Annotated in this window: 10 protein-coding genes; all 10 read left to right on the forward strand. The window is 63.3% G+C overall.

Features of this window, described 5'->3' with window-relative positions; genetic code table 11:
- Positions 1-27: 27 nt before the first annotated feature.
- The 10 genes from BM403_RS29240 (at position 28) to BM403_RS29290 (ending at position 22,500) form a co-directional block, all read left to right on the forward strand.
- Positions 28-12,279: a filamentous haemagglutinin family protein gene (locus BM403_RS29240; protein WP_093546591.1), complete on the forward strand. Its 12,252-nt coding sequence runs from the start codon at positions 28-30 to the stop codon at positions 12,277-12,279.
- 1,208 nt (positions 12,280-13,487) lie between these two features.
- Positions 13,488-14,081 carry a transposase gene (locus tag BM403_RS32720; RefSeq protein WP_043205185.1) on the forward strand — a complete coding sequence of 198 codons (594 nt, stop codon included), beginning with the start codon at positions 13,488-13,490 and terminating at the stop codon, positions 14,079-14,081.
- Positions 14,082-14,140: 59 nt separating this feature from the next.
- The gene (locus tag BM403_RS29255; protein ID WP_046036728.1) at positions 14,141-15,724 is read left to right on the forward strand and encodes a ShlB/FhaC/HecB family hemolysin secretion/activation protein; all 1,584 of its coding nucleotides are present in this window, start codon (positions 14,141-14,143) and stop codon (positions 15,722-15,724) included.
- Positions 15,725-15,748: 24 nt separating this feature from the next.
- The gene (locus BM403_RS29260; protein ID WP_093546594.1) at positions 15,749-17,548 is read left to right on the forward strand and encodes a DUF2341 domain-containing protein; all 1,800 of its coding nucleotides are present in this window, start codon (positions 15,749-15,751) and stop codon (positions 17,546-17,548) included.
- A gap of 11 nt (positions 17,549-17,559) precedes the next feature.
- Positions 17,560-17,985: an ExbD/TolR family protein gene (locus BM403_RS29265; RefSeq protein WP_010211136.1), complete on the forward strand. Its 426-nt coding sequence runs from the start codon at positions 17,560-17,562 to the stop codon at positions 17,983-17,985.
- Between the two features lie 3 nt (positions 17,986-17,988).
- Positions 17,989-18,693, forward strand: a complete 705-nt coding sequence (locus BM403_RS29270; protein WP_012723653.1) for an energy transducer TonB family protein — start codon at positions 17,989-17,991, stop codon at positions 18,691-18,693.
- A gap of 41 nt (positions 18,694-18,734) precedes the next feature.
- Positions 18,735-20,435: a putative porin gene (locus BM403_RS29275; RefSeq protein ID WP_012723654.1), complete on the forward strand. Its 1,701-nt coding sequence runs from the start codon at positions 18,735-18,737 to the stop codon at positions 20,433-20,435.
- 18 nt (positions 20,436-20,453) lie between these two features.
- Complete coding sequence (locus BM403_RS29280) at positions 20,454-21,080, forward strand: DNA repair protein (RefSeq protein WP_093546597.1); 627 nt, start codon at positions 20,454-20,456, stop codon at positions 21,078-21,080.
- Between the two features lie 20 nt (positions 21,081-21,100).
- Positions 21,101-21,562 (forward strand): YbjN domain-containing protein, encoded by a 462-nt coding sequence (locus BM403_RS29285; protein WP_064054404.1) that lies wholly within the window; start codon positions 21,101-21,103, stop codon positions 21,560-21,562.
- Positions 21,559-22,500 carry a peptidylprolyl isomerase gene (locus BM403_RS29290; protein WP_046036725.1) on the forward strand — a complete coding sequence of 314 codons (942 nt, stop codon included), beginning with the start codon at positions 21,559-21,561 and terminating at the stop codon, positions 22,498-22,500. The genes BM403_RS29285 and BM403_RS29290 overlap by 4 nt, the downstream gene beginning before the upstream one ends.
- Positions 22,501-22,536: the final 36 nt, after the last annotated feature.

Consider the following 22,536-nt stretch of genomic DNA (forward strand, 5'->3'; position numbering starts at 1 on the left):
CGTGATAACAAAGAAGGAAGAACCCCGATGGTCCGCTGCAAATCACCGGTCAACCTGAAAGCCCAAGAAACCGTGCTGCGCCTCAAGCCCCTGGCTCAGGCCATTGCCTTGTTGATGGTGGCCGGTAATGCCCATGCAGCCACGGCGTTCAGTTCCAGTTGGTTTGCCGAAAAAGGCGCGACCCAGGCGGCAACGGCGGCGCGGCTCAGTGCCGGGCAGGTGCCGGGGATTCCGTCGCTGAACGAGCAAGCGCGGGTCAACCAGCAGTTGGCGCGCTCCATCAGTACGCTGAACACCAGTGTGGCGGCGATTGCCGCGCAGCAGGCCGCGCAAGCGGCGGGACGCCAGGCTGCGTTCGGCCAGGTCTCGACGATTCCGGATGGCCTGGGCAAGGGCGGCCTGCAGGTCGACAACAGCCTGACCCAGGGCTGGATCAACGCCAAGAACCCGACCCAGAGCCAGTCCGGCGGCAAGACCACGGTGACTATCGAGCAGACCGCCGACAAGGCGATCCTCAACTGGGAGACCTTCAACGTCGGGCGCAACACCACCGTGGATTTCCAGCAGCAGTCCAGCTGGGCCGTGCTCAACCGCGTCAACGACCCCAATGCGCGGCCCAGTGAGATCCAGGGCCAGATCAATGGCGCCGGTACGGTGATGATCGTGAACCGCAACGGTGTGGTCTTCAGTGGCACCAGCCAGGTCAACGTACGTAACCTGGTGGCCGCCGCCGCGAACATCACCGATGAGCAGTTCACCCAGCGCGGGATTTATGTCGATAGCACGGGCTCCCAGCCAACCTTTATCGACGCGGCGGGCAAGGTCCAGGTGCAGCGCGGTGCATTGATCCAGACCCACAACCCGGCGACCTCCACCGATTCGGGCGGCTACGCCCTGCTGCTCGGTTCGGAAGTGGAAAACGCCGGCACGATCACTACCGCCAAGGGCCAGGCCACCCTGGCGGCCGGCGACAGCTTCTACATCCGCAAGGGCGTGGGCACCACGGGCAACGACCGCTCCACCACGCGCGGCAATGAAGTGGCGACCAGCCTCAAGGCCGGCAGCAGCGCCGGCAAGGTCACCAACAGCGGCCTGATCATGGCCTCTACCGGCGACATCACCCTGACCGGGCATCAGGTGCAGCAAAACGGCGTTGCGCTGGCCAGCACGTCGGTGGACACCCGCGGCACCATTCACTTGCTCAACGCTGCCAGCGACAGCACCGGCAGCGTGACCCTGGGCGAAGGCAGCACCACCGCGATCCTGCTGGACAGCAGCGGCAGTACCGCGCTGAACAGCCAAAAGGGCAACGGCCTGATCAAGCTCGACGGCACCCCCGCCAACCTGATTACCGGCGCGTTCAACAACCTCAGCGCCGTGGCCGACCGCACCGACCAGTCGCGTATCGAGATCGTCAGCGGCGGCACCGTGGACTTCCAGAAAGGCTCGACCACCCTGGCCACGGGCGGGCAGGTGGCGGTCAGCGCGGCCGGGCGCAGCCTGGTGCGTGATGGGGCGATGATCGACGTGTCTGGTGCCATCGGCGTCAGGGTGTCGATGGAGTCCAACAACATCAAGATCAACGTGCAGGGCAACGAGCAGCGCGATGCGCCGGTCAACCGTGACGGCGGCCAGTTGATCAACAATGACGTGTGGGTCGACCTGCGTGAGCTGGTGTTTGTGCCGGCCGGTACCAACGGTTACGCAACGGACCGCTGGTACACCGCCGGCGGCTTGCTGGAGGTGGGCGGTTACCTCGGCACCCAGGGTCACTCGATGGGCGAGTGGATGGCCCAGGGCGGCACCGTGACCTTTACCGGCAAGGATGTCGTGACCCAGCAGGGCGCGCAGATCAACCTGTCGGGCGGCACCGTGGATGTGCAGGCCGGGTATATCCAGCAGACCTGGCTCAAGGGCCCGGACGGGCGCTTGTATGAGCTGTCCAATGCGCCGGGCGATATTCTCTATTCCGGGTTCTACAAGGGCTACGAAGACACCAGCAAGCGCTGGGGCCAGACCGATTACTACTACAACCCGATGATCGCCAAGCAACGCCGTTACGAGAGCGGTTACACCGTCGGCCGTGATGCCGGCAAGCTGGTGATCGGCACCACCAGCGCAGTGCTCGAAGGCCAGGTGATCAGCGACGTGTTCCAGGGCACCCGCCAGACCCAGGCCCCGAACATGAACCTCGACGGCTACCAACAGTCGCAGAAGGCCATGGCCCAGCGCGCGCAGTTGATCATTGGCGGGTACACGCCGGTCTACAACAAGACCACCGGTACCCTGCGGTATGCCCTGACCGGCAACGCCGACCAGGTACTGATCGACAGCAACACGCAGAAAATCGCTGACGGCCTGGACCTCACCACCGCCTTGCCGGCGGATCGCCAGGGCAAGATGGTACTCGACAGTGATCAGCTCAATGGCTATGAGCTGGGCGCGATCAAGGTCGGGGCCACCCGGCAGATCACGGTCAACGGCGCGCTCCAGGTGGCGGACGGTGGTGATATCACCCTGTTCGGGCCTGGCGTCAATATCACTGCCAATCTCACCGCCCACGGCGGCAGCATCAATGCCGGTAACATCCTCAACCAGATCGATCCGCTCAAAGGCACTGTCCTCGATGCAATCGTGGCGGGGAATGGCGGCGTCAACCTGGCCTCCGGGGTCAAGCTGGACACCACTGGGCGCTGGAGCAACCTGCTGCTGGAACCGACCAACAACAGCGGCGTGGCTTATGTGAACGCCGGCAAGGTGTCGTTGCGCAGCACCGGCAACGTGAACCTGGCGGCCGGCAGTGTGGTGGATGCATCCTCCGGCGGCATCCTCGGCCTGGATGGCAAGCTTATCGGTGGCAAGGGCGGCGATGTGACCTTGGCGTCCCTCAGTAGCCTCGGGCTGGACGGCGAGATTCGCGGCTATGGCGTCAGCGGTGGCGGTACCCTGGCGTTGCAGGCGCGCAAGGTACAGATCGGCACCCGCGCCACGGCACCTGACGCAGGCACCGTGCAACTGGCGGGCGATTTCTTCAATAAGGGCTTCTCGGCCTATGACATCACCGGCAACGAAGGGCTGCTGGTCACGGACGGCACCCAGGTGGATGTCACCACGCCGGTCTACCGCGTGGGCGAGCAGACAGTGGCTGCGTCGAGTGGCAGCGACCCCGCCACCGCACTGGAACGCTGGACGCCAGCGCTCTACCAGGAAAACCCGACCCAAGGCGTCCTGACCCAGCGTCGCGGTGCCAGCCTCACGTTGACGGCTGGCTCCAAGGACTCCACCGCCGCACAACTGGCGACCACTGCCCTGACCGTGGGCCAGGGCGCGGTGATCAATGTCGACCCCGGCCAGGGCATCAACCTGCGCAGCGTTGGCCAGTTGACCCTGAACGGCAGCCTGAATGCCTGGGGTGGCAGTGTCAGCCTGGGCGGCCTGAGCGTGTCGCCACAGGCCTGGGAACAGCCGATTGCGGCTGGCCATGACCGCTCGATCTGGGTGGGAGAAAATGCGCTGATTGACGTTGCATCGCGAGCGGTCACGGCGGTGAGCAATCGGGGCAACGTGTACGGCCAGGTCCTCAATGGCGGCAAGATCAGCATTGGCGGCGATATCAACCTCGCCACCGGCATTGCCAGTGCCGGCGATGTGTTTGTGGTGGTCCGTGAGGGCGCGCGCCTGGACGCGTCCGGTGCCCAGGCGATGCTCGACGTGCCCGGTCAGGGCCGTGTGCCGGTATCCAGCAATGGCGGCAGTATCAGCTTTGCGTCGAACAACGGCCTGTACCTGGACGGCAGCTTCGTTGCCCGTGCGGGCGGGGCGGGGGCGGCGGGCGGCAGCTTGGCCCTTGCGCTGGAAAGCCCGTATTACCTCAAGGCCGGCGTCAACGACAGTGTGCTCAACGTGCGTGAACTGGTGCTCAGCCAGACCCATCAAACCAGCCCGAACGCCAACCTGGAATACGGCCATGGCCATCTCGGGGTGGACCAGGTCACCGCCGGCGGCTTTGACAATCTTGCGCTGCTCAGCAACGGCTTGCTGAGTTTTGACGGTGATGTGTCGTTGAACATGGGCCAGAGCCTGCGCCTGTACGGTGGCAGCTATAACCTCAGTGAAAGCGCCGCGGCCAATTCACGGGTCAACCTGTCGGCGCCGTACCTGCTGTTGGCCGGCCTGCTCGCGCCCGCAGAAACCGGCAAGGAGGCCTACACCCGTGCAGTGCCGGTTTTGCCCAATCCATCGGTGCTGGCCACCACGGCGCAGTTCAACGCCAACGCCAACCTGATCGACGTGCGTGGCAATGTGGTGTTCGGCAACAAGAGCTATCTGTTGCGACCCGACAACAGCCAGGCCAGCCTTGAACGGCGTGGGTTTGATGATGTGCAACTGACCAGCCAGGGCGACTTGCGCTTCCTGGCGGGGGCCGGTGCGGATGTGATTGCCCAGGGCATCAGCACGCAATTAGTGACCGGTGGTGACATGACCCTGCGTGCGGCGCAGTTGTATCCGGCGACTGAAGTCGGCGCCCGGGTACTGGCGGGCTATGTGAATAATGCTGCCAGCAATGGCACAGGCTTCAATTATGATCCGACACGCACCCTGACCATCGCACGCACCGCCAATAGCAATGCCGCCATGCCTTACTCGGTCTTTGGTCGTCTGCAATTGGGCGGGCCGACCATCAAGCAGGGCGGGGTGGTGCGTGCGCCCCTGGGGCTGATCGAGATCGGCAACCTGGGTTCTACAGACGTGCAACTGCTGCCGGGCAGCCTCACGTCGGTGAGTGGCAAGGGCCTGGTATTGCCTTACGGCGGGACCGTGGATGGGCAGATCTACAAGTACAACGGCAAGACAGTAACGTTTATAGGCCAAGGTGGCGGCAACGTTGCAGGCAGTCTGAACGTCGGGGTGATTCTCGGTGGCCAGGCGGTGGAGGTGCTGCCGCAGGCGACGTTGGATCTGTCCGGCGGTGGTGAACTGCTCGGCGCTGGATTTATTTCCGGGCGCGGGGGGTCTACGGATGCACGTTACAACCCACTGGTACAGTTCGGTGCGAACGGCGGGTTTGTACTGCCGGGTCTGAGCACCAACCCGATCTATGCGATTGTGCCGGGCGTGCAACCGGGCTATGCCCCGGTGGCGCCGGAAGGTGGCGCGGTCGATCCGTTGATCGGCCAGCAGATCACAATCGGCGCCGGCGTGCCGGGCCTGGCGGCCGGCACCTATACCCTGATGCCGTCCACCTATGCGTTGATGCCTGGGGCTTTCCGGCTGGAGATCAACGGCCTGGCCGGGATGGGCGCCGACGGTGCGACCCAGGCATTGCGCAATGGCTCATGGGCCACGGCAGGGCGCTTGTCCATCGCCAATACCGGTATCAGCAACAGCACGGCCAGCCAGGTGATTCTCACGTCGGCCGATATGTTGCGTCGTTACTCCCAATACAACGAAACCGGCTACGCACAGTTCGCCGTGGCCGACGCCACCAGGCTTGGTATACCTCGGGCACTGCTGCCGGTGGATGCCAAAACCCTGCAACTGGCCCTGCGGCCAGGCGCAGGTGCGGATGCCTTTTCGTTCCAGGGGATCGGCCGCTTCGAGGCCGCTGATGGCGGTTACGGCGGTACCGTATCGCTGATAAACGAAGAAAAGGGCAGCTTGGGAAGGGACATCGAAATTGTCGCGGCAGGCAACGCGGCTACCGCCAATTTCAAAGGCATTACGGTGGATGCGGACAGCCTGAATGCAATGGGCGCGGCTCGCCTGCTGATCGGTGGAATGACCTATGTCACGTACGGCCAGGGTGGCAACTACATCAACCTCCCCAGCAGTATCACCAGTTCCATCATCCTGCGCGACGGCGCGAACCTGGCGGCACCGGAGGTATTACTGGTGACCTCCACCGGAAAAATTACGCTCGAACAAGGCGCCTCGATCAACACGATAGGCCAGGGCAAGGCCAGCTACGACGCACGTGACGGCTTTATCTACAACCTGAGCAATGTGCTGGCGGTGTCCAACGGTTTGCTCAACGTAGTCGCCGCGCCGTCATTGGGCGAAGTCATCAGTGGGGGCATCCAGTTAGGCGTGTGCAACAGCGCGCCCTGCAGCGGCCAGACAGCCCTGTATTCCGAAGGCAGCATCGTTACCTTGACCGACAGCTCCCTGCAGATGGGCGATGAGGTGCGCTATGGCACCCGTCACCTGAACCTGGGCGTGTCCAGCATCAACGTCGGCAGTCCCGAAGCCCTGGCCGCTGCAGCCGCCAACAATCGCCTGCCGGTAGGCATGACCCTCAACCAGCAAGTGCTGGAACGCCTGCTGCGCGGTGACACCCAATTCGGCGCCCCGGCCCTGGAAACCCTGCAACTGTCAGCGCGTGACAGCTTTAACTTCTACGGCACCACCACCCTGGACACTTATGACGCCGTGACCGGCAAGTCGATGCTGAGCAACCTGATGCTCTCCACGCCGGCGATCTACGGCTCTGGCGGCTTGAACGACGTGGCGACTGTCCACACCGCCAACCTGATCTGGCAAGGTGCCGTCGCGCCGCCTGTGGCGGCGGTGACCGGCGGTGCTGGCACCGGCAGCGGGCGCCTGGACATCAATGCCGAGCGTATCGAATTCGGCTATGGGGATTTTGCCCAGCCGAGCACGACCAAGACCTTCGACCGCCTCGCCTTGGGCTTTGCCAACGTCAACCTCATTGCCAGTGAGCGCATCACCGCCAACCACAAGGGCAGCCTCTCGGTGTACCAGAGCCAGGGCGCGTTTGATGCGATCAAGGGCTTTGCCTACAGCGGCGGCAACCTGAATATCCTCACGCCGCTGATGACCGGTGAAGCCGGTTCGGTCAACCGTATTACCGCCGGTGGCGCGATTGATGTCAGCGCCTCGGCTGGCGCAGTAGGCAAGGTGGACGGTATCGGCGGCGAATTGTCACTGCAAGGCGATAGCCTTCGCCTGGCCACTGCCGTGGTACTGCCCAGCGGCAAGGTGACCTTGGGCGCGCGGGGCGACGTGGTATTGACCGATGCCGCCTCGATTGATGTGTCCGGCCGGGCCATTGCCTTCAACGACCTGACCAAATACAGCGCAGGCGGCGAGGTGTTGCTGGAAAGCCGTGCCGGCAATGTGCAGCAGGCCGCCGGTTCGACCATCGACCTGTCGGCGCAGCACAACCAGGCGGGCAAGTTGCGCGCGGTGGCGGTGGACGGCGCTGCGGGGATCGTCGACTTGGCAGGCAAGATCATCGCTGGCAGCAGCGGTGACTACGATGCCGGTGGCACGCGGGTGCCCTACCTCGCGGGTGCGGTGGAGATTCAGGCCCAGCGCCTGGGCGGCAGCGGTACGCTCAGCGACCAGTTCGCAGCGCTCAACCAACGCCTCAACCAGGGCCAGGTCTACGGTGCGCGCAGCTTCCAGCTCAAGCAGGGCGACCTGACGATCGGTAATGACGTCAAGGCCAACAGCGTCAACGTCTCGATCGACAATGGCAGCCTGCGCGTGACCGGCCTGGTGGATGCCAGCGGCGAGCGCGTGGGCAGCATCAACCTGGCGGCCAAGAACGGCCTGAGCCTGGACGGCACGGCGGTGCTCGATGCCCATGGCAGCCAACTGCGGTTGGACAGCTACGGCAAGATCATCGATTCGCCCAACCGCGCCATCGTGGTGCTGGGCTCGGGCCTGGGCCAACTGACCCTGGCCGAGGGGGCGCGCATCGACCTGCGTCACGGTACTGCTGCTGCGACCGGCAATGACGGGCGCAGCCGTGGCACGCTGGAACTCAACGCGCCGCGAGTGGGCGGCAATGACATCGCCATCGACGCCCGTGGGCAGTTGACTATCCAAGGCGCGCGTTCGATTGCGCTCAATGGCATGAGAACCTACGACGATGCCCCGACCAAAACCGACGAAACGCCCAATGGCCGCCCGTACCAAGTGATTGATCAGACCTACCTGCAGGGCGTCAATGACGCGAATACGACATTCATCGACGCTGCGCGCGTTAACGACAACTTGCTGCGCAAACTCGCCGGCTTGAACAACGCCACGTACGGCGATGTTTTCCACCTGCGCCCCGGCGTAGAGATCATCAGCAAAACCCCGGATGGAGACCTGGTAGTGCAGGGCGATCTGGACCTCTCCAGCTATCGCTACGCCAGCCTCAAATCAACGGCCAAGACCGAGTCCGGCAGCCTGACCCTGCGTGCCGGTGGCGACCTGAATATCTATGGCAGCATCAACGACGGCTTTGCCGCGCCACCGGCCACCGACGATGACAATGGCTGGGTGCTGCGCGCCGGTATCGACTACACCGGCGGCACCGTGGTGATACCGGGCAGCGGCGTGACCCTGGAGGTGGGCACCGTGTTCCCCGCGGGCGCTGCGCTTAATTTCGATGTACTGACCAACCCCCTGTTTTTGCCGCCGGGCACCCGATTGCCCGTCGCGGCTACGCTCAAACAACCGTTGGTACTCCCGGCGGGTACGGTGTTGGCGGCGGCTGTTCGGGATGCCTCGGGCAATGTGCTGTTCGCGGCGGGCACGTTGCTGACTCAGAGCCAGACCCTCGCCATCGGCAGTGTCCTGGATGCCGGCAGTTTGTTGAGCACGTCAGCCAGTGTCGACGGCTTGATCTGGCCCAAGGGCGTGCCATTGGCCACCAAGGTGACCCTGACCGCCAGCCAAGTGCTGCCCAGGGGCGCCCTGTTGCCGTCGGGGACAGACGTGAAGCTGCCGGGCGGCGTGGAGTCGGTGACGTTGCGTGACGCCGGCCATCCGGGCAAGAACTGGGCAATTGCACCCATGCTGGAGGAGGGTGCGCAGTCGTGGTCGATTCGCCTGGTCGCGGGGGCCGATACCGAGGCGGCGGACAGTCGCCTGCTGCAACCGCATCCGGTAAGCGGCAATCTGCGATTGGCGGACAGTCACTATGGGGCGTTCGGGAAAGGAGCCCAGGTCTGGACCGAGGAGGGCTCTATAGGGTGGTTCGGCGATGACAGCATGGTAGGCCAACCGGTTGATTTCGACGCAATACAATACCCAGGTGTATGTGACGACTTCCCGGAATACTGCGTTGTCAGTGGTGAGGCCTATACGCTGCTGGTGGGCGGCAGTAGTCGCTTCAGCGTAATCCGCACTGGCGCTGCAGACCTTGACCTGCTGGCCGCCGGCAACCTGAGCATGGAGTCGCTGTTCGGCGTCTACACGGCAGGCAGCTCGTCCACCGGCACCTCGACCAACGATCCGTATAACCTCAAGCGAGCCCTGGGCAGCAATGGCAAGGTATTGGCTAACGCCGGGGGCAACGAAAAGCTGGTCAACGCAGACACCGGCAGTCTGTACCGTGCCTGGTACCCGGATACGGGCGGCAACTTGCTGCTTAAAGTGGGCGGCAACCTGACGGGTAATATCACCAGCCCGGCGCAGAATGGCGTTGGTCGTCCGGTACCGAGCGACCAGGGTCAGGATTCAGCCAACGTCGGCAACTGGCTGTGGCGTCAGGGCAATGGGCTCAGTGGGAGCCAGGCGCAAGCCACCGCCTGGTGGATCAATTTTGGTTCCTACGTCGCTACCGACCGGGCGGACCAGATGGTCGGGTTCACCGGGTTTGGCACCCTGGGAGGCGGCAACCTGAATGTTGATGTGGGTGGCGATGCAGGACTCATCAGCCCTGTCTCGTCAACAGCTCTGAACGTCAGTCGGCGCAGCCAAGGCCTGGTACTGGCAGTCGGCAGTACCGGTCGGGTCGGGGCCGATGGCAGTGTGCAACTGACGGGTGGCGGTGATCTGAACCTGCGGGTCGGCGGAGCGGTTAACCCCGCCAGCCAGACCTTTGTAGAGCACCTCAATGGTGCACTGGTGAACCTGCGTGGGCACGTGCAATTGACCGGCGGCGCCCTGGGCAGTCTGACGCTGCGGTATGGCAATCAACGCAAAGACCAGAGTCCCAGTGAGGTACGCGCCTATGATCCGTTGCGCGCCACTTCGGCCTTTGCTGCGGGAGGTTTGAGCCTATTGCCGGGCGACGCCACTTTCAGCCTGTCCACCCGTGGCGACCTGGTGTTGCAGGACGTCGCCGACCCTGGGCGCGCGCCGCAGATGAACGCCTTGACCTACGTCAATAAGGGGGTCAACGGGATTGGGCAAAGCTGGTTCAGCCTGTGGACCGACCGCACAGCAGTGGACCTGTTCTCTGCCGGGGGCAACCTCACGCCCCTGACCCAGACCCTGGAAACCGATATGGCGGCGGTCTATCCCGCGACATTGCGTGCGGTTGCTGCTAACGGCAGTCTCTATTACGGCAGCGCCTCGACCAGTAATCCTGGCGACGTGCAGCCGCTCAGGGCGTTGGTGCTCGCACCTTCGTCCAATGGGCAACTGGAATTGCTGGCCGGTGATTCGATCTCCGGCGGCGATCTGACGATCAGCCGCTCCAGTGCGGCACCCAATAGCCTGGCGACTATTCTGCGTCCGGCCTTCGCCGGTTTCCTGACTGATCAAAAAACGGCAATAGTGGGCAGTGGCAATCTTTCCAGCGATGGCAACATTGCAACCTTAACGGTTTCTCCACTGTTTGCCTTTGGCCCCAACACCGCCAGCATGGCTTGGGGTGATGCCCTGGAGCCCGCGCGTTTCTATGCACTGAGTGGGGACCTGCTGGGCGTCAACAGTGGGCGCGCCCTCACGATCACGGGGGTGGGTGACGCTCGGTTCGGGCAAACCTTTTACGAAGGCGCAGGCCCGGTATGGATGCAAGCCGGACGCGATATTGTCGGCAGCGGCACGCGCTTGAGCGGTGCCAGCGCAGGTGTCACGGATACGGGTCAATACACCTTTACCGGCAACCTGTTCGTGCACAACAGCCCCACCGATATCTCCATCGCCAGCGCTGGCCGCGACATCCTCTACAGCAGCTTTAACGTTGCCGGCCCCGGTACCCTGGAGCTGACGGCGGGGCGCAACATTCAGATGGAAGACAAAGTCGCGGTGAACAGTCTGGGCGCTGTCGCGGCCGGCGACAGCCGCCCTGGCGCAAGCATCGTCATGCAAGCCGGCATGGGCCCCAACGGCCCGGACTACCGCCGCTTCGTCGAGGCCTACCTGAACCCCGCCAACCTGGCGCAACCGGGTGAGTCGTTGCAGGGCAGCAAAGTCGCCAAGACCTACGAGAATGAACTGGTGTCCTGGCTCACCGAACGCTTCGGCTTCGCCGGCGACAGCGAACAGGCCCGTACCTACTACGCCGCACTGCCCGCCGAACAACAACGGATCTTCGCCCGTGACGTGTACTTCGCCGAACTCAAGGCCGCCGGCCGTGAGTACAACCAGGACGGCAGTGTGCGCCAGGGCAGCTATGTGCGTGGCCGTACGGCGATTGCCCGGTTGTTCCCCGAGACCGACGTGGCCGGCAACCCGATCACCTACAAAGGCGACATCACGATGTTCGGCGGCGCGGGCGTGCACACCAACTTCGGTGGCTCGATCCAGATGCTCACGCCGGGTGGCCGCCAGACGTTCGGCATCGAAGGCGCTGCGCCACCGTCGACGGCTGGCGTGATCACTCAGGGCGCAGGCGATATCCAGTTGTATTCGCTCGGCAGCATCCTGCTTGGGCAGAGCCGCATCATGACCACCTTCGGCGGCTCGATCATGGGCTGGACCAGCGAGGGCGACATCAACGCCGGGCGCGGTTCCAAGACTACCGTGGTGTACACGCCGCCCAAGCGCGTCTATGACAACTGGGGCAACGTGGGCCTGTCGCCGTCGGTACCGAGTACCGGTGCGGGGATCGCCACGCTGAACCCGATTCCGGAAGTGCCGGCGGGGGATATCGACCTGATCGCGCCGATGGGCACCATCGATGCGGGGGAGGCGGGGATTCGGGTGTCGGGTAACGTCAACATCGCTGCCTTGCGGGTGGTGAACGCGGCGAACATCCAGAGCCAGGGCAAGTCGTCCGGGGTACCGGTGTCGGCCACCGTTAACACCGGGGCCATGAGCTCGGCCAGCGCGGCGGGGGCGGCGGCGTCCCAGGCGGCGGAAGATGCGGCGCGCAGTCAGCAGGCGGCGGCCAAGCAGGGTCGGCCGTCGATCATGACGGTTGAGGTGTTGAGCCTGGGCAGTGAGCCGCTGCCGCGTGAGCCGGAGCCGGCGCAGAAAACTTCCGGGTACAACCCCAGCAGCCCGGTGCAGGTGCTGGGCGCGGGGCCGCTGAGTGAGCAGGCGCGGGCGCGGTTGACGGATGAGGAGCGTCAGCAGATCAGTTTGTAAGGCTTTGGAAAGGACCTCTCGATGTACCGTTTGGGGCGATCAATGATCGCCCTGTTTTTTTGCGGTAGTGTTCGGTCTTGAGTTGGATAAAGACAGCAATGGTATTGATCGCAGGATGTGCTCTTTTGTCGATGTTGGTGGTGTGGGTGGGGTACATATCCGTTGTTTAGGTAACGGCTGAAATGGGTTCCGCCCTTACGGCGGGTCACTTTTGGAAGAGCGCCAAAAGTAACCAAAAACGCTTCGCCCCAACACTCGGCACCTCGCCTAGGCTCGGTGTGCCCTCACTCCGGCTTGAATCCGTGGGCCGCCGCCACGCGCCATCCATGGCGCGGGGCGGCTAACCCGGCGTCCTGCCGGGTTACCCACGGATTCAAGCCTGCGTTCGGCCAGCGTGTTTGACGGGGCGCCTAAGATCAAGATCAAAAGCAAGAGCACGGCGGCCTGGTAGCCGACCTGAGTGGTGTGGAGCAAAAGCAGATCTGAGTGATCCCTCAGCCGAGAGTAGCGGCCTTAGAGCCGGCCGGGTTCTTACTGTCGATCTCGGTTAAGTGTGGGAGGGGGCTTGCCCCCGATGGCGGTGGGGCAGTCACAGATGCATGAGCTGACACACTGCTATCGGGAGCAAGCCCCCTCCCACAGTTTGATCTCCATGCATCAGGTAGATATCAGCCTGCTTTTGATCTGGCTTGTGATCTTGATCTTAGGCGCCCAGCGTGTTTGACGGGGCGCCTAAGATCAAGATCAAAAGCAAGAGCACGGCGGCCTGGTAGCCGACCTGAGTGGTGTGGAGCAAAAGCAGATCTGAGTGATCCCTCAGCCGAGAGTAGCGGCCTTAGAGCCGGCCGGGTTCTTGCTGTCGATCTCGGTTAAGTGTGGGAGGGGGCTTGCCCCCGATGGCGGTGGGGCAGTCACAGATGCATGAGCTGACACACTGCTATCGGGAGCAAGCCCCCTCCCACAGTTTGATCTCCATGCATCAGGTGTATGCCCCGGTGTCAGGGCGGAACCCATACCAGTCACCCCCCAAATAACGGATATAGACACCACAAAAAATTGCCCCCCACCCAATCCAAAATGAAGCTTTCATGACAAAAGTTCGGTAGTCCCCAGCCACTCCCGTCTCTCCTGTGTAACGCGCTTGAGCCCACCAGAAAGGTGGGCTTTTCAGCCGCAAGCAGGATGCCAGGAGTGGGGCGATGGGAACTATGGAACGTTACTCGAAAGTGGGCATGCAGGAGCTCGACCAGCGCCTGTCGAAGATCGTCGAAGCGGCGCGCAAGAAGCCGGTGTCGGTCTATCGCTACGGCGCGCCTTGGGTATGGATCGTCTCCCAGGACGATTGGCAGGGCACCCGCAAGGAAGTCTCCAGCTATATCCCGGCCAGCCATTCCCTGGTGTTGCTGCGCCCGCAGATCGATGAAGTGCTCGACCAGCACCGCGACTGGCTGGTGGCCGAAGCCCCGATGTCGATCGCCCCGCAGACCGTGCTGCAGATCCTGCTGCTGCAATTGCTGTATTCGGTACCCAGCGAGCAGCAACTGCATGAACAGCTGAACTACAACCTGCTGTTCCGCTGGTTCGTCGGCCTGGACCTCAACCAGAAGGTCTGGAGCATCCAGGCACTGACCCGCGACATCGCCACGCTGCTGAACAACCCGCGTGCGGTGCAACTCATCCAGAAAATCATCGGTGACGTGTTTTGTGGCGCCTTGCTGCACATGCCGGAGTTCTCGCTGAACTTCGCCCTGTTGCACACCTGGCTGGCCCGCCACGGCAACACCTCGATCACCAGCAATTGAGCAGGCCTTGCGCCGGGCAATCGGCGGCGGCGGATAAAATCAGAATGTCAGGGGGCGGTGTGGAGCATCTGTTCAAATTAACGCTGGCGCTGTGTTGCGTGACGCTGGGGAGCCTGGCGCAACCGGTGTTGGCCGAGGAAGAGGCGGTGGCGCGCAAGGTCGACGTCAACGAGTACTTCGTGCGCGGCAACACGGTGCTCGATGCGGCGACGATTGAGGAGGCGGTGTATCCGTTTCTCGGCCCGCAAAAGACCCTGGGCGATATCGAAGGCGCCCGCGATGCTTTGCAGAAGATCTACCAGTCGCGTGGCTACCAGTCGGTGTTTGTCGAGCTGCCGGAGCAGAAGGTCGATGACGGCATCGTCTACCTGCAAGTCAGCGAAACCAAGGTTGGCCGCGTGCGCGTGGTCGGCGCCAAGCACTATTCGCCGGTGGAAATCCGCGAGCAGGTGCCGGCCCTGGAGGAGGGCGCGGTGCCGGACTTTGCCACGGTGCAGACCCAGCTGGCCGGGCTCAACCGCAGTGCCGGGCGCCAGGTTACGCCGCTGGTACGCGAGGGCCAGCGCCCGGGCACCATGGATGTGGACCTGCAGGTCGAAGACCAGAACCCTTGGCACGCCAGCATCGGCCTGAACAACGACTACAGCGCCGACACCGAGAAGCTGCGGTCGGTCGCGACCCTGGGCTACGACAACCTTTGGCAACTGGGCCACAGCATTTCCCTGACTTACTTCACCGCGCCCCAGGACACCGAGAATGCCAAGGTTTGGTCGGGTTCCTACACCGCACCGTTGAATGAGCGCTGGACCTTGCAGTTCTCCGGTTACCAGTCCGACAGCAACATTGCCACCATCGGCGGCAGCAACGTGTTGGGCAAGGGCCATTCCTACGGTGTGTCGGCCATCTACAACCTGCCGGCTGCCGGTAACTGGGCCAACTCATTCTCGTTCGGGATCGATTTCAAGGACTTCGACGAGGAAATGAAATTCGGCGCCAGCAGTGACCAGGTGCCGCTCAAATACGCGCCATTCACCCTGGGCTACAACGGCTATCGCTACACCGAGCAATCCCAATTGGGCCTCGGTCTGAACCTGATCGTCGGTACCCGCGCCTTCTTTGGCTACGGCAGCGATGCCGAGGCGTTCGACTACAAGCGCTACAAGGCCAGCGCCAGTTTTGCCGTGCTCAAGGGTGACCTGAATTACACCTATACCTTCGCCAACGATTGGCAGTCGGCGACCAAAGGCGGCTTCCAACTCGCCTCGGGACCGCTGGTCTCCAACGAGCAGTACTCGGCCGGCGGCGCCACGTCGGTGCGCGGCTACTTGGCGGCCGAGCGCACCGGGGACGAGGGCTACTTGCTCTCCCAGGAATTGCGCACGCCGTCCCTGGCCAAGTTTCTCGGCAGTTATGTGCAGGAGTGGCGCTTCTACGCGTTCGCTGAAGGCGCGCGCATGCGCCTGCACGACCCACTGCCCGAGCAAGAAGACGAATACAGCCTGGCCAGTGTCGGCCTGGGCACCCGCGCCAGTTTGAGCAAATGGTTGTCCGGCAGCCTGGATTGGGGTTACCCGCTGCTCGATGGACCGAACACCCAGAAACAGGACTCGCGACTGCACTTCAGTGTGCAGGCGACTTTCTGACTTTTTCTTCCGGAGACTTCACCCATGCAACGCCTATTCCTGAGCCTGTTGATCTGCCTGGGCTTCGCGCTCCCGGCCACCGCCCATGCCTGGTGGCAGGACGACTGGCACTACCGCAAACAGATCTCGGTCGACACCACCGCGCAAGGGGCCGCGATCAACCAGGCCCTGGGTCGTACCGCGCTGTTGGTGCGCCTGCACACCGGTAATTTCACCTTTGACGGGGTCAAGGATGACGGTGCCGACCTGCGCTTTGTGAGTGCCGATGACAAGACCGTGTTCAACCATCAGATCGAAAGCTTCGACCCGTTGATGGGCATGGCGCTGATCTGGGTCGATGTGCCCAAGGTCGAAGGCGGCCAGCGCCAGGACCTGTGGATGTACTACGGCAACCAGAAGGCCCCGGCCACGGCCAACGGCCAGTTGACCTTCGACCCGAACTACACCGCGCTCTACCATTTTGATGGCGCCAATGGCACGCCGGCCCGGGACACCACGGCTTACGCCAACACCGCGTTGAACGCCACTGGCGCCGCCATCGATGGCGTGATCGGCCGCGCCTTGCAGTTCGGCGGCCAACCCGTGATGTTGCCGGCCAGCCCGTCGCTGCAACATGCGGCAGGCGGCGCGTTCACCTTCAGCGCCTGGTTGCGCTTGGACCAAGCCAGTGGCGAGCAAGTGGTGCTGGCCCGGCGTGACGGCACCCATAGCCTGTTGCTGGGCTTGAACCAGGGCATGCCGTTTGTGGACATCGACGGCCAGCGCGCTGTCTCGACCCAGCCGCTGAACCCCGGCCAATGGCAGCACCTGGCGTTCACCGCCGAGGGTGAAAAGGTCACGCTGTATGTGAATGGCCGCGAAACCGTGACCCTCGCGGTGGCCATGCCGGCCTTTAATTCCCAGATGGCCATCGGTGCCGACCTGCCGGAAGCGGGCAGCACGCACCTGCCATTCGCCGGGGCCATCGATGAGCTGCGCCTGTCCAAGGTGGCGCGTCCGGCCGCGCTGCTGCTGGCCGATGCCAGCGCCCAGGGCGCCGAATCGAAACTGGTGGCCTACGGGGTGGATGAAGAACAGTCCGGCTTCGGTTTCGGCAGCCTGGGCTTCTTGCTCAACGCCGTACCGGTGGATGCCTGGGTAATCATCCTGGTGCTGGTGGCGATGATGTTTCAGTCCTGGGTCATCATGCTGCGCAAGAACCGCCAGGTCAGCCGTTTAAGCAGTGCCAACGAAGTGTTCCGTGAGCACTTCGCGCAGATCGGCACACGCCTGGAGATGTACGCCGACGACGCCCAGTTGGGCGAGCGCCTGACCCATTCCTCGCTGTGGCGCCTGTACCTGGTGGCGGTCAAGGAGATCCGCACCCGTCGCGCCCAAGGCGCCGACACCTCGTCGGTGTCGGCCGCGACCATCGAAGCCATCCGCTGTTCCATGGACGGCGTGCGCACCCGCGAAAACCAGGCGCTCAGTTCCAAACTCTCGACCCTGTCCAACGCCATCGCCGGCGGCCCGTACATCGGCCTGCTCGGGACGGTGCTGGGGATCATGGTGGTGTTCCTCGGCACGGCCATGGCCGGTGACGTGAACATCAACGCCATCGCCCCGGGCATGGCCGCAGCCTTGCTGGCCACGGCCATGGGCCTGTTCGTCGCGATCCCGGCGCTGTTTGGCTACAACCGCCTGATCACCCGCAACAAGGAAGTCAGTGCGGATATGCGCGTGTTTGTCGACGAGTTCATCACCCGCCTGGCGGAGATGCACGGCGAGAGCCAGCACAGTGAAGCCGCGCACCGCGCACCGCATCACGCATCGGTTCCGGCCTGAGGAGAATCGCCATGGCTTCCGTAAATGCCTCCCACGACGATGACGACGATGCCGCCGTCGACAGCATCAACATCACGCCTCTGGTGGACGTGCTGATGGTGGTACTGGTGATGTTTATTTTGACCGCCACCGCTCAGGTCTCGGGCATCCAGATTCACCTGCCCAAGGCCAGCGCCTCGGTGTCGTTGTCGGAGGCCAAGACCAAGGCCATTTCCGTGAACGACGGCGGCCAGGTGTTCCTCGACGCCTACCCGGTCACCCTCGGCGAGCTGGAAGAGCGCCTGCGTATCGAGAAAGCGTTGAACCCGGACTTCCCGGTGATCGTGCGCGGCGACGCGATGGTGCAGTACCAGAAGGTGATTGAGGTACTCGACTTGCTGCGCCGGCTGGAGCTGTCCCAGGTCGGGCTGGTCACCGGCAAACCGAGTCAGGGCTGAGTCATGACCGCACAGATCCCGATTGCGCCAATACCGGTGAAAAAGAAACCGCCGTTGCGCCCGCTGAAGTGGGGCGCCGGCCTGTTGTTGGGGGCCGTGGCGGCCTGGTTTTTGTGGCAGTGGGCCAACGACATGAGTGGCGTGCGCCGCGAAGCGCCGAAGGTGCCGACGATTATCCCGTTGCCGCCGCCACCACCGCCGCCGCCGGAAAAACCCAAGGAGCCCGAGCCTCAGGTCGAAGAAAAAGTCCCGGAGCCGGTGCCCAGCCCGGAACCCGAAGAGGTCAAGCCGGCCGAGGAAGCACCGCCTTCACCTAACGAAGACCTGGCCAACCCGATGCAGATCGACGGCGACGCCCAGTCCGGCAATGACGGTTTCAACATCGGCGCTGGTAAGGGCGGTGGCATGGCCGGCAGCGGTGGCGGCGGGCTGGGTACCGGCACGTACAAGCAGTATCTGGCCGGCACCTATCAACGGCTGATGCGCGAAGACCCGGAATTACGCAAGAAAGCTTTCTCGATACAGATAGACCTGTGGTTGGGCACCGATGGCCAAGTCACTAAAGCGCTGGTGGCCAAGTCCAGCGGTGATGCCGAGACCGACGCCCAGATGCTCGCGCTGATACGTGCACCGCGTGCCGCACAGAAGCCGCCGGCGTCACTGACGCTGCCCATGCGCCTGTCCCTCAAGGGCCGGCGCCCGGATTGACTGAACCTTTTTTAACGGATTTTTACAGGAGTTGCGTACACATGATTTCCCCCGTGAATCGACTGACCCTGGCGGTTGGCATGGTCATCGCGACCCTGGTTGGCCAGGCGGCTGCAGCCCCGGTTGCGCCTTCGGAAAACGTCACCATCAACCTGATCCGTCTGCTGGTGCAGCAAGGTGTGCTGACCCAGGCCACCGCCAATGGGCTGATCGCCCAGGCTGAAAAAGAGGCCCAGCAGGCACGCCAGGCCAATGCCGTGCCAGTGGTTGCCGCAGGACCGACCGCAGCGCCCGGCGATGTGCGTGTGCAGTATGTGCCGCAGGCGGTCAAGGATCAGATTCGCGACCAGGTCAAGGCCGAAGTCATGGCCACCGCCAAGCAGGAAAACTGGGCACAGCCCAATACCTTCCCCGATTGGATCTCGCGCATCAGCTTTGATGGCGATATTCGTTTGCGCGACGAGTCACGCTACTTTTCGGGTAATAACAGCAACAACATCACCGACTTCGCCAAGCTCAATGACACGGGGCCCTACGACGTCAATAAAAACTCCAACACTAAGTTGCCGCCCTTGCTCAACACCCGCGAGGACCGCGAGAACCTGTTCCGCCTGCGCGCACGCCTGGGCATGAAAGCGGTGATCTCGCCGGAGTGGACCGCCGGCATTCGCATCGCCACCGGCTCTGACAATAACCCGGTGTCGACCACCCAGACCCTGGGCGGCGGCTTCGGCAAAAAAGACATCTGGCTGGATCAGGGTTACCTGACCTGGAAAACCACTGACTACATGACGTTGACTGCCGGGCGCATCGGCAACCCGTTCTATTCCACCGACATGATGTATTCCAACGACCTCAACTTCGACGGCGTGGCCGCGATCTTCAACCACCGCCTCAACAGCGAGTGGGGGCTGTTCGGTACCCTCGGTGCCTTCCCGGTCGAGTACACCGCCGACACCGCCAGCACCAATGGCATCGACAAGGAAGACAGCGACACCAAATGGCTGTTTGGCGGGCAGATTGGCGCTGACTGGAAGATCAACCGCAGCAACCGTCTCAAACTTGCCGCCGCTTACTACCAGTTCCAGGACATCGAAGGCGAACGTTCCAGCCCTTGCTCCACGTGGCAGGGCGCGCCCGCCTGTGACACTGACGGCACGCGTGTTGCCTTCATGCAAAAAGGCAACTCGGTGTTCAACCTGCGCAACAACACCACCAACCCGACTGACCCGGCCAGAACGCCGGACCCTCAATTCGTCGGCCTGGCGTCCAAGTTCGATGTGCTGGACCTCAACCTGGTCTGGGACAGCGACCTGCCCAGCGATTTCAAGCTGCGCACCCAGGGCAACTTCATCCACAACCTGGCCTACGACAAGGGCGAAATGCTCAAGCGCAGCGAAGGCGAGATCGTCAACAACATCAACAGCAAGGGCCAGTTTGAAAGTGGCGGCAATGCGCTGATGGTGTCGTTCACCCTGGGCAGCGCGCTGGAGATGCGCAAGCGCGGCGACTGGAACGTGTTGGCCGGCTACAAGTACATCCAGCCCGACGCCTTGCCCGACGGCTTCAACGACTCTTCGTTCCACCTGGGCGGCACCAACGCCAAGGGTTACTTCATTGGCGCCAACTACGGCATCGACAAGAATATTTACGCCAGTGCGCGTTGGTTGAGCGCTTCCGAAGTGTATGGCCAGCCGTTCGAAGTCGATGTGATGCAACTGGAACTCAACACGCGCTTTTGATGCGCAGGGAGATGCCACATGAACACGCGAATCTGCGGGCTGTTACTGCTGCTGGTCACCACCGGCGCCGCGGCCGAAGGCATGGAGGAGCGCCTGCGCACGCAACTGCGCAGCACCACTCAGCAATTGCAGGCACTGCAAAGCGAGCAGGCCCAGGCCAGTGCGGCGCGTATTGCTGCTGAAACCCAAGCCAAGCAGGCCCAGGCGCAAATCAAGCAACTGACGGCTGAGCTGGAGAAGACCCGTGGCGCGGCCGAGCAATTGGCCGGCCAGCAACAGAGCCTGCACAGTCAGGCACAGGCCCAGGTGGCGGCCAGCAACGAGCAGATCGGCAAATTCAAGAAGGCCTACGACGAACTGCTGGTGCTCGCCAAGGGCAAAGAAGCCGAGCGTGCCCGCTTGCAGGCGCAACTAAGCGAACGTGACACACAAGTGCAGCAATGTTCAGTCAAGAATCAACAGATGTACGGCGTGGCCCAGCAACTGCTCGCGGCCTACGAAAAGATCGATGTGGCCGAGGTGATGAGTATTCGCCAGCCGTTCGCCAGCAGCGCGCGGGTCAAGTTCGAGGAACTGGCCCAGGGTTTTGGCGACGATTTGTACAAGAGCCGTTTTGATGCACCCCAGGCAACCGCCAATCATTGATAGACAGGGAAGAGATCACCATGAGCGAATTGATCACCAGCGTCACCACCCAGCGCCTCACCGAGTTGCTGCAGGAAGCCGGCTACCGGGTTAACCCGAGCGAACAAAATGGCGTCGTGCAATTGCTCAGCGCCAGCCAGGGCATCGGCTTTGCGGTGCGCTTCGGCAACCCGGCGGCAGAGCAGGGCAGCTATGTGGATTTCACCTACAGCTGTGCGCTGCGTATCCAGGGCGAGTTGCCCGAGGGCCTGGCCCAGGTGTGGAACGCGTCGCGCCGCTTTGCGCGGTTGTCGGTGCAGGGCGAATTCCTGCTGATGGAAATGGACGTGGTGGTGGCCGGCGTCGGCGCCACGCACTTGCGTAGCCAGCTGGAGTTGTGGGACCGCCTGTTGCAGGAATTCATCGTCTACCTGCGTGAATACAGCCAGCAGGCCGCGCAGTTGCAGGCAGCAGCGGTGGGCGAAGAGGCACCGGTATTGTGAAAAAACCAACCCTGATGGTCGGCGCGGGTGCGCTGGCCTTGCTGGTGGTGGCGGTGGGCTTGAGCCTGCGGCCGGGCAGCGATCCAGTGGCGGCGCAGCAACCGGCGCCGGTGATCAATCCAGCCGCGAGCGGGCCGGCGGTGGCGCGCTTGGGCAACCAGCAAATCGACCTGCCTGAACTGAAAACCGTGTTGGCCAGCCTGCCGGCCGAATCCCGTGAGCAACTGCGCGGCAACCGTGGTGCGTTGGAAACCTGGATCCGCTCACGCCTGGCGCAGAAGGCCGTGCTTGAACAGGCCGACGCCCAGGGCTGGCGCCAGCGCCCTGAGGTGGAACAACAGACCCGCGCCGCCACCGAGCAGATCGTGTTCCGCGACTACATGCTCTCGGTCAGCCAGGTGCCGGCGGATTACCCCAGCGCGGCTGAATTGCAGCAGGCCTACGACAGCGGCAAGGCGCAATGGGTAACGCCACCGTTGTACCGTGTGAGCCAGATTTTCCTCGCGGCGAATGACCCGCAAACCCTCGACACGGTACGTCGCCAGGCCCAGGAGCTGAGCCGTCGGGCCCAGGCCGCACCGGGTGATTTCGCCGCCTTGGCCACGCAGTTTTCCCAGGACACGGACTCCGCCGCGCGCGGTGGCGACTCGGGCATGCAACCCCTGCAGCAACTGGTACCGGAAGTGCGCAGTGCGGTGTCGCGCCTCAAGGTCGGGGCCGTGTCGGACGTGGTGCAGAGTGCGGCGGGGTTCCATGTGCTCAAACTCACCGGCCAGCAACCGGCACGCACCGCGACCCTCGACGAACTGCGTGAGCGCCTGACCCAGGCCCTGCGCGCCCAGCGCCAGGAGCAGATCGCCAAGGCTTACCTCGAAGGCATGCTCAACACCGCGACCCTGAGTATCGACGGCGCCGAGCTGAACAAGGTGCTGGAGTAATACGCGTCAACCCGCATTGGATGCACAGACCACAAG

Source organism: Pseudomonas sp. OV546, from assembly GCF_900116845.1.
In the GTDB taxonomy this organism is placed as follows: Bacteria; Pseudomonadota; Gammaproteobacteria; order Pseudomonadales; family Pseudomonadaceae; genus Aquipseudomonas; species Aquipseudomonas petroselini.